This is a genomic window from Streptomyces sp. TRM64462 (assembly GCF_013362995.1).
In the GTDB taxonomy this organism is placed as follows: domain Bacteria; phylum Actinomycetota; class Actinomycetes; order Streptomycetales; family Streptomycetaceae; genus Streptomyces.
On record NZ_JABWDV010000093.1, the window covers coordinates 1 to 8,584 of the forward strand.

The window sequence follows — 8,584 nt, forward strand, 5'->3', positions numbered from 1 at the left end:
GCCGCCTTGAGCGAGAACCCGGCAGCGACCCAGCCGATGACCGCGACCGGCAGCAGCGCCGGGATCCCGGCGTTGACCTGCTCCAGCTCGCCCGCCGCCAGCCGGCACTTCGCGCACTCCTCCAGGTGCTTGCGCAGCCCCCGCTCGGCCCGCATCCGCAGCCCGCCCCGTGCGTACGCGCCCAGCCGGTCCGCGTACCGCGCGCAGTCACCGCCGGCGGTGAGGGCCTGGCTCACATGTGCCTGCAGATACGCCTGCTTGAGCCCCTCCCGTGCCCGGCTGGCCAGTACCGCCGTGGCGTTGGCGGTCAGCCCGAACAGCGGCGCGACCTTGCTCGGTGACTCCTCCTCGACCGTCGTGTGCCACAGCACCGCCTGCCACCGCTCCGGCAGCGACCGGAACGCCTGCATGGCCAGCGACTGCTCGGCCTCCTGCATGGCCCGTACATCGGCGCCCAGTTCGACCGTGTCGTCGTCGGACAGTTCGGACACCCTGGCCGCCTGCGCGGCGAACACCCCGAAGTCCTCGACGAGCTGCTCGCGCTTGGCCGACTTCGTCCATGCCGCGGCGACGTGCCGGACCGTCGTCAGCAGATACGCCCGGACGGCCTGCTCGGGCCCGGAGCCCCGGCGCACCGCCTGCAGCGTCCGCGCGAACACCTCCGCCGTCAGGTCGTCGGCGGTGTGCCGGTCCCGGCAGCACGTGCGGGCGTAGCGCCGCACGGCCCCGGAGTGCCGGCGGAACAGCTCCTCGTACGCGGTGTCGTCGCCGCCGCGCATGCGCTGGATCAGCTCCGCGTCGGACGGCGGCAGTTCCACGGGCGGCGGCAGCACCGACTCGAACGCGTCGGCTGTCTCCGCCGCGGGCCCGGCCGCGTGCCGACGCCGGCCGCGTCGCCGCGCCCGCTGCTGGGGAACGCTCGGCTCGTTCAGGGGGAGCGCTCCGCGGAGTCCGCTCGGGCCGCCCTGGCCGGGCACCTTCCGAGCGGTCTGCTCACCGGCCGCCTCCTGGGCGTCATTGCCGCCCAGCGGCTCGTCGCGATCGTCACCGCTCATCGCGACCGCCCCCGTACCACTGCTCAGACCGGAACACTGAGCAAGCGTGCCACAGAGGAGCGACCCTCCCGCCGGGGTGTGCCCTCCAACCACTCATCCGAGGACCGATACCGAACGAAAGCCCCGACGCCCATGTGTTCGGCCCGGCCCGGCGACCGCACCCGTGGCTACCGCCCGGCAGCGGCGCGGCGCACCGGCCCCACAGCCGCCGCCCGGCAGTGGCGTGGCAGCGGCGCGGGCGCACCCGCCACAGGGCCGCCGCCCGCAAGGGTTTGGCGACCGGCCGCCGGTGACGCCGCCGCCCGGAAGGCCGGGCGGTCACCGGGTCCGTACCGCTGCCGTCCTCGCTACGCGGGCCGGGAGCGGAGGCCCTCCAGCAGGATGTCCAGGAGCCGTGTCGATGCCGCGCTCTGCTGGGCCGCGTCCGGGAGGGACGGGGCCGCGGTGGCTATGACGAGCAGGACGTCGCCCACGGTCACGTCGCGGCGCAGCTCCCCGGCCTCGCGGGCGCGATGGACGAGTTGGCCCACGACGTCGAGGAGCTCGGAAGCACCGGCGTCGTCGAGTTCGGCGGCCGGTACGGCGCGCGGGGCGATCACCCGGAGTTCGGGTCCGGCCGACGCGCCGCGCTGCTGCGGGACCCGAGCGTCGTCCTGGGCCTGCTCGGGCGCGATGTCCTCCACGTCCACGCCGACCCGCAGCACCTGCGGCGGCAGCAGCCGGCCCGCGCCCGAGGCGACGGACGTGCGCAGGAACCGGGAGAGCGCCGACCAGGGCTCGTCCTCCTGCCCCAGTGCCGCACGCGCCTGGTCGGTGAGCCGGGCCGTCTCCTCCTCGGCTATGCGACGGACCAGTACGTCCTTGCTCGGGAACCGCCGGTAGACGGTGCCGACGCCGACGCGGGCCCGGCGTGCCACGTCCTCCATCGGCGCGCCGTAGCCGAGCTCGCCGAAGACTTCGCGCGCCGCGCGCAGGACGTGTTCGAGGTTGCGCTGCGCGTCCACGCGCAGCGGTGTGGGCCGTGTGGCGGCACCGGTGACACCGGTCCCACCGGTCCCGCCGGCTCCTGCGGCCCCACCGGTGGAGCCGGCCGTGCCGTGTCCGCCCATGGAGCCCGACGTGCCGATCCCGCTGACCGTCGCCGCCCGCCCCGTGTGGCTGCGGGCGTGGGCGTGCGCGTGGCCTCCCGTGGGTACGCCCACGGGGCCGCGGCCGCTTCCGGCGCCGTACGTGTTTCCGCTGCTCACGGTGTGCGTGCTCGACGTGCTCGACGTGCCCGGAGCGCTCGGCGTGGCCTGCGCGGTCCGTGCCTGCCCGTGCGAATCCTCAATATGCATAACGTTCCCCCGGTTATGACGTCTCCCCCCGGAGACTCCCCGCCCTGACATCCGGGGCCTCGTACCGTCCGCGCTCAGGTCGTACACGCAGCGTTCCGACTCCCCGACGAGATACGAACATAGTTGAGACGGGGTCAATTCAGAAGGGGCTGTTCCGTCCGGTGCGCCCCCCGATCGGAGCAAGGACCGGAAGACTCCCGATTCAGCGCCCGCCAGGCACCCCTCATCCCGCCTCTGACCTGCGAAGATCCATCTCCCCCGAGGTTAAACGCCACCCTGCGCCTCCCCGCTCCGCCTGTCACACAATTCGTCGAGCCTGTGGACAAACACCGGCGCCCGTTGCGTCATGGGATGGTGACGGCTGCAATCTCGCGGGGACCGACCGCCGAATCCCCGGCACGTGCGCGCATTCTCGTCGTCGGCGGCGGCTACGTCGGGATGTACACGGCACTGCACCTCCAGGAGCTGCTGAAGGCCGAGATGAGGAGCGGTGCGGTCGAGGTCGTCGTGGTCACACCCGCCCCGTACATGACGTATCAGCCGTTCCTGCCGGAGGCGGCCGCCGGGAACATCTCGCCCCGTCACGTCGTGGTGCCGTTGCGCCGCGTCCTCACCCGCTGCACGATCGTCATCGGCGAGGTGACGTCCGTCGACCACGCCAAGCGCACCGCGACGGTCACCACGCTCGCCTCCGAGGAGGAGGCCGCGGGACCCCTGGAGGTCCACTACGACGAGCTGGTGCTCGCCCCGGGCTCGATCTCCCGGACCCTCCCCGTGCCGGGCCTGGCGGACCACGGCATCGGCTTCAAGACCGTCGAGGAGGCCATCGGGCTGCGCAACCACGTCATCGAGCAGATGGACATCGCCTCCTCCACCCGTGACCCGGCGATCCGGGACGCCGCGCTCACGTTCGTCTTCGTCGGGGGCGGTTTCGCCGGTGTGGAGGCGCTCGGCGAGCTGGAGGACATGGCCCGCTACACGGCGCGGTACTACCACAACATCAAGCCGTCGGACCTGAAGTGGGTGCTGGTCGAGGCGAGCGACCGGATCCTGCCCGAGGTGGGCGAGGAGATGGGCCGGTACACGGTGCGGGAGCTACGCGCGCGGAACATCGACGTGCGTCTGGACACGCGCCTGGAGTCGTGCGTCGACCGGGTGGCGGTGCTGAGCGACGGTTCGCGTTTCCCGACCCGTACGGTGGTGTGGACGGCGGGCGTGAAGCCCGCGCCGGTCCTCGCGTCGACCGGCCTGCCGCTCAACGGCCGCGGCCGCCTCAAGTGCACCGCCCACCTCACCGTCGACGGCGTCGAGCACGCGTGGGCGGCCGGCGACGCCGCGGCCGTCCCGGACGTCACCGCGCGCGAAGAGGGCAAGGAGTGCGCGCCCAACGCCCAGCACGCGGTACGGCAGGCGAAGGTGCTCGCCGAGAACCTGGCCGCGTCGCTGCACGGCCGGCCGCTCAAGGCGTACGCGCACGCGTACGCGGGCTCCGTGGCGTCCCTGGGGCTGCACAAGGGCGTCGCGCATGTCTACGGCCGCAAACTCAAGGGTTACTGGGCGTGGTTCATGCACCGCACGTACCACTTGAGCCGTATCCCGACCTTCAACCGGAAGGCGCGGGTCATGGCGGAGTGGACGCTCGCGGGGCTCTTCAAGCGGGAGATCGTCTCGCTCGGTTCGCTGGAGCATCCGCGTGCGGAGTTCGAGATGGCCGCCGGGCCGCCACCGCCCCCTCCCGATACGGCCGTCACCGCCGACTCGTCTCCCGGCGCCAAGGACTCCCCGGAGGCGCAGGGCGGCACGAGAGGCACCGGAAACACGGGAGACTCAGCGGACCCACGTGCCTCGGGAGACACCGGGGCCACAGAAGGAACGGGCGACGCCAAGAACGGTGGCTCCACTCCCGATTGACGCCCTTTGTCAGTGTGTTCGGTCACACTGGACGTGTGACCATAGGTGGGCTCACACCTGCACAGAGTGACTCCGCACGGCAACGACACCACGAGGCATAGAGATCCGTGAACTTCACGCGTTGGAGCGCCCGCTTCCCCGGTACACAGCGCCGTGCCGCCGCGCGCAGGGCCGAGCACGGTGCCGCGCCGGCGCAGCGCGGGGAAGGCTCCGTGCCCGCCGCGCGGGGTGAGTACGCGCGGCAGCCGGACGCGCGCGCCGACGGCGACGCCTCCCCGCCCGGCGGCGCACAGGGGGACGCACCCGCGCGCGGGGCGCGGCCCGCGCCCACCGCCCCGGAGCCCGCTCCCGTGCCGGCCCTGGAGGACTTCTCCGTACGGGAGATCCTCGGCCGCCTCCCCGGTCTCGTCGCGCTCACGTACGGCGCGGAGCATCGCGTCGCGTACGTGAACGACGCCTACGCCGCCGCGTTCGGGCACCGCGCCACGGGCGTCACCGTCGCCGACAGCTGCCCCGAGCTGGCGGATCTGGGGCTGCTGCCGCTCATGGACCAGGTGCTGCGCAGCGGCAAGCAGCGCACGGTCAAGTCCCGCCGTACGCGGGGAGGCGGCTCGTACACGGTGACGTGCCTGCCCGTCGACGTGCCGGCCCGGCACTCCGACCCGTCGGCGGCGGTGTCCGCCGCCGCATCCGCGGAGGGCGGGCGCGGCGGCGGTGTCCTGGTGCACGCCGCGGACGTCACCGACCACGCGGAGGCCGCCGAGCGGCTGCGCGCCAGCGAGCGCCGTCACCGGGAGACGGCCGTGACCCTGCAGCGGTCGCTGCTGCCGCAGGAGTTGGAGCAGCCGGACGACCTGCGCGTGGCGGCGACGTACCAGCCGGGCGGTACGGACGCGGCGGTCGGCGGCGACTGGTACGACGTGATCACGCTGGGCGCGGGCCGCACGGCTCTCGTCATCGGTGACGTGATGGGGCGGGGCGTGCGCGCGGCGGCCGTCATGGGGCAGCTGCGCACGGCGGTGCGGGCCTACGCGCGCCTGGACCTGCCGCCCCACGAGGTCCTCCAGCTGCTGGACGGCCTGGCCGCGGAGATCGACGCCAGCCAGATCGCCACGTGCGTGTACGCGGTCCACGACCCCAACGAGGGCCGCCTGGTGTACGCGTCGGCGGGGCATCTGCCGATCCTCGTCAGGGACGAGGACGGGTCGGTGCGCCGCGCCGAGGACCCGACGGGCCCGCCGCTGGGCACGGGCGGCTGGCTGCACACGTCCGGGACGATCGCCCTGCCGCCCGGTTCCACGGCGGTGCTGTACACGGACGGCCTGGTCGAGCGGCGCCGGGAGGACATCGACGAGGGCGTCGCGTCCCTGGAGCGTGCCCTGGCGGGTGCGACGGGCACGCCGCAGGTGGTGTGCGACCGGCTGCTGCGCTCCCTGGGCGTGACCGCGGAGCACGACGACGACGTGGCGGTCCTGGTTCTCCAGCACCCGTCCCGTACGGGTGCGGACGCGGAGCTGTTCCACAACGCGGCGCTGGATCTGCTCGGCGGTGTGGAGGCGGCGCCACGCGCGCGTGCCTTCGCATCGGGGGTGCTGTCGAGCTGGCGGTTCCCGGTGGAGCTACGCGACCTGGGTGTCCTGGCGACCAGCGAGCTCGTCGCGAACTCGCTCCAGCACGGCACGCCGCCGATGCGGCTGCGGCTGCGGCGTACGGACCGGCGGCTGATCATCGAGGTGACGGACGGGGACGACCATCTGCCGCGCCGTCGCCGCGCCGAGACGGAGGACGAGGCGGGCCGCGGCATCTCGATCATCGCGACGATCGCCTCGTCGTGGGGGAGCCGCCGTACGCCGGGTGGCGGCAAGGCGGTGTGGTGCGAGTTCGCCCTGCCGGGCTAGTTCGGGCGGGCGTGGAGGTTCGCCCTGCCGGGCCGGCCCCCTGCATGGCCGGCCCGGCAGGGCAGTCGCGCCGCCGCGACCGCTGGACCAGTCGGGCGGCAGCTCGTACGGCGGCTCCCGAGGGGGCCGCCGCGCTCAGACGGCGGCTTCCACCACCCGCTCCTTGGCCGGCCCCTCGGGCCGGTGCTGGGCGACGACACGGGACCGCGCCGCCAGGTACGGGTGGTCCTGCGCGGTCGTCAGCCCGCGGCCGAGCCGCAGCGCCAGCACGCTGATGCCGAGCGAGAACAGCACGAACGTCACGATGTACGGACCGTGCAGCGCGGCCCCCATGGGCCCGCCGACGGCCGGTCCGACGGCCAGCGCGAGCTGCTTGACCAGCGCGAACGCCGAGTTGTACTGGCCGACCATCGCCTCCGGGGCGAGGTCAGCGACCAGCGGCGCCACGGTCGGCGACAGCATCGCCTCGCCGAGCCCGAAGAGCCCGTACGTCGTGATGAACGCGGCCGTCGCCATGGCCTGGCTGCCGTGCCCGAGCCCCGCGTACCCGGCGATCAGCCACGCGACGGCCCAGATCAGACCCACGCCCGCGATCACACGCGTGCGCCGGCGCCGCTCCACGAACCGCAGCACCAGGAACTGGGCGACGACGATGACGGCCGTGTTCGCGGCCAGCGCCATGCCGAGCGTCGACGGCTCGATCCCGGCGGCCTCGGTGCCGTACGCCGCGAGACCCGACTCGAACTGGCCGTAGCAGGCGAAGAACAGCACGAACCCCAGGACGCAGAGCTGGACCATCGCCCGGTGCCCGAGCAGCGCCCGCAGCCCACCGGCGCCCTGCGCGGCGGCGTTGCCGGGCCGCGCGTCGGCGATGGCGGGGGTGGCCGGCATGCGGACGGTGACGGCGATACCGGCGAGGACCAGGAACATGGCGGCCTCGATGGAGAAGAGCAGCAGGAAGCTGCCGGGGCGGCTCTCGTCGACGAGCTGGCCGCCGATGAGGCCACCGATGCCGAGGCCAAGGTTCTGCAGGAAGAACTGCAGGGCGAACGCGCGCGTGCGGCTGTCGGCCGGCGAGCACCAGACAATCATCGTGGCGAGCGCCGGCTGCATCACGGCCGTACCGGCACCGAGCAGGGCCGCGGCACCGACCACGGTCGGCACACTGCCTGCGACACCCATGGCGAGCGCCCCGAGCGCGGCCAGCAGGGCGGCGCCGACGAGAACGGGGAGCGGCCCGCGCCGGTCGATGGTCCGGCCGGTGAACGGCAGGACGGCGAGAGCGGCCATGGCGAAGACGGCCAGCACGGCACCGGCCGTGGTGGCGCCCAGGTCGCGCACCTGAGCGACATAGACATAGAGGTACGGGACGGTGAACCCGAGCCCGAACGCGCTCAGCGCGTTGCCTGCCTGGATCCGGCGCATCGCTGCGCCCTTCGCCTTGGTCACACTCACCCACTTCGAATCCGTAGGGCTGAACCCTGAAGACTTCAACACTAAACTTCGAATCTTGACTGTACACATCGAAGGACTTCGACGCCAACTGAAGCCGTGGAATACTCCTCCGCATGTCCGAGCCCCAGGAGCCGAGCGTCGAGCCCAGCCTCGACGAGCAGATCGCCGCCTATCAGCGCGAGTTCCGCGACCTCGACCCCCAGGTCGAGCAGGTCGTGTCGGCCCTCGGCCGACTCAACCGCCGTATGAACGTCGCGTACGGACGCCAGGTCGCCGAGCTGGGCATCAGCAACGCGGAGTGGGAGGTCCTCAAGACCCTCGTCCTCTCCGGCGCCCCCTACCGCATGGGCCCCAGCGACCTCGCCAAGCGCCTGGGCCTCACCCCGGCCGCCATGACGCACCGCATCGACCGCATGGCCGGCGAGGGCTTCGTCACCCGGGACCGTGACGAGAAGAACCGCGTCCGCGTGATCGTCGAGCTGACGGACGAGGGCCGCGCCAAATGGCTGGAGGCCATGCGCATGGCCACCACGTTCGAGGAGGACCTGCTCCAGGACCTCTCCAGCCAGGAGCGCGGCGTGCTGGGTGAGCTGCTGACCCGCCTGCTGCGCCGCGTGGAGGACGCCCAGCCGGACGCCGGCGGCCGCCTCACGGACCTCGACTGACCGGGGTTGACACGGGTCCACCCGATCCGTAAAGTTCTTCGGGTTGTCACGGAGCCGGAACGGTTCTGTGGCAGCCGTCTGCCGCACCAGCGGCCAACCAAACCCAGCACGACATCCCGACCGGGACGCATTTCGGCATGCCGGAATTCATTCCACGGACTCGATTATGAGTTGCCCCGGGAAATCAGCTAAGGTTTGGACGTCGGAACGGCCGCAGGGTCGTGAAGGCAAATCCCGCTGACTGGGAATCAGGCCCGAAAGGA

At 72.8% G+C, this 8,584-nt stretch carries 6 protein-coding genes; 3 read left to right on the top strand and 3 right to left on the bottom strand.

The features are described from left to right. Both HTZ82_RS04515 and HTZ82_RS04520 read right to left on the bottom strand, forming a co-directional pair. On the bottom strand, positions 1 to 1,055 hold a 1,055-nt coding region (locus HTZ82_RS04515), incomplete at its 3' end, for a sigma-70 family RNA polymerase sigma factor (RefSeq protein ID WP_175407960.1). A 347-nt stretch (positions 1,056 to 1,402) separates the two neighbouring features. Beyond that, positions 1,403 to 2,164: a TetR/AcrR family transcriptional regulator gene (locus tag HTZ82_RS04520; RefSeq protein WP_175407964.1), complete on the bottom strand. Its 762-nt coding sequence runs from the start codon at positions 2,162 to 2,164 to the stop codon at positions 1,403 to 1,405. Between the two features lie 579 nt (positions 2,165 to 2,743). Here HTZ82_RS04520 and HTZ82_RS04525 point away from each other — a divergent pair. Next, positions 2,744 to 4,303, top strand: coding sequence for an NAD(P)/FAD-dependent oxidoreductase (locus HTZ82_RS04525; protein WP_175407961.1), 1,560 nt, complete (start codon positions 2,744 to 2,746; stop codon positions 4,301 to 4,303). A gap of 107 nt (positions 4,304 to 4,410) precedes the next feature. Further along, a complete protein-coding gene (locus tag HTZ82_RS04530; protein ID WP_175407962.1) occupies positions 4,411 to 6,201 on the top strand; it encodes an ATP-binding SpoIIE family protein phosphatase in 1,791 nt (596 codons plus the stop codon). A gap of 135 nt (positions 6,202 to 6,336) precedes the next feature. Here the strand turns inward: HTZ82_RS04530 and HTZ82_RS04535 are convergent, their stop codons facing one another. After that, the gene (locus HTZ82_RS04535; RefSeq protein ID WP_175407965.1) at positions 6,337 to 7,626 is read right to left on the bottom strand and encodes an MFS transporter; all 1,290 of its coding nucleotides are present in this window, start codon (positions 7,624 to 7,626) and stop codon (positions 6,337 to 6,339) included. A 143-nt stretch (positions 7,627 to 7,769) separates the two neighbouring features. Here HTZ82_RS04535 and HTZ82_RS04540 point away from each other — a divergent pair, with 143 nt between their 5' ends. After that, positions 7,770 to 8,321: a MarR family winged helix-turn-helix transcriptional regulator gene (locus HTZ82_RS04540; protein WP_175407963.1), complete on the top strand. Its 552-nt coding sequence runs from the start codon at positions 7,770 to 7,772 to the stop codon at positions 8,319 to 8,321. The last annotated feature ends 263 nt before the right edge of the window (positions 8,322 to 8,584 follow it).

Excerpts from the sequence above, each read along its gene's own strand:
- HTZ82_RS04525 (WP_175407961.1), top strand. The coding sequence starts at position 2,744 with ATGGTGACGGCTGCAATCTCGCGGGGACCGACCGCCGAATCCCCGGCA.
- HTZ82_RS04540 (WP_175407963.1), top strand. The coding sequence starts at position 7,770 with ATGTCCGAGCCCCAGGAGCCGAGCGTCGAGCCCAGCCTCGACGAGCAG.
- HTZ82_RS04535 (WP_175407965.1), bottom strand. The coding sequence starts at position 7,626 with ATGCGCCGGATCCAGGCAGGCAACGCGCTGAGCGCGTTCGGGCTCGGG.
- HTZ82_RS04520 (WP_175407964.1), bottom strand. The coding sequence starts at position 2,164 with ATGGGCGGACACGGCACGGCCGGCTCCACCGGTGGGGCCGCAGGAGCC.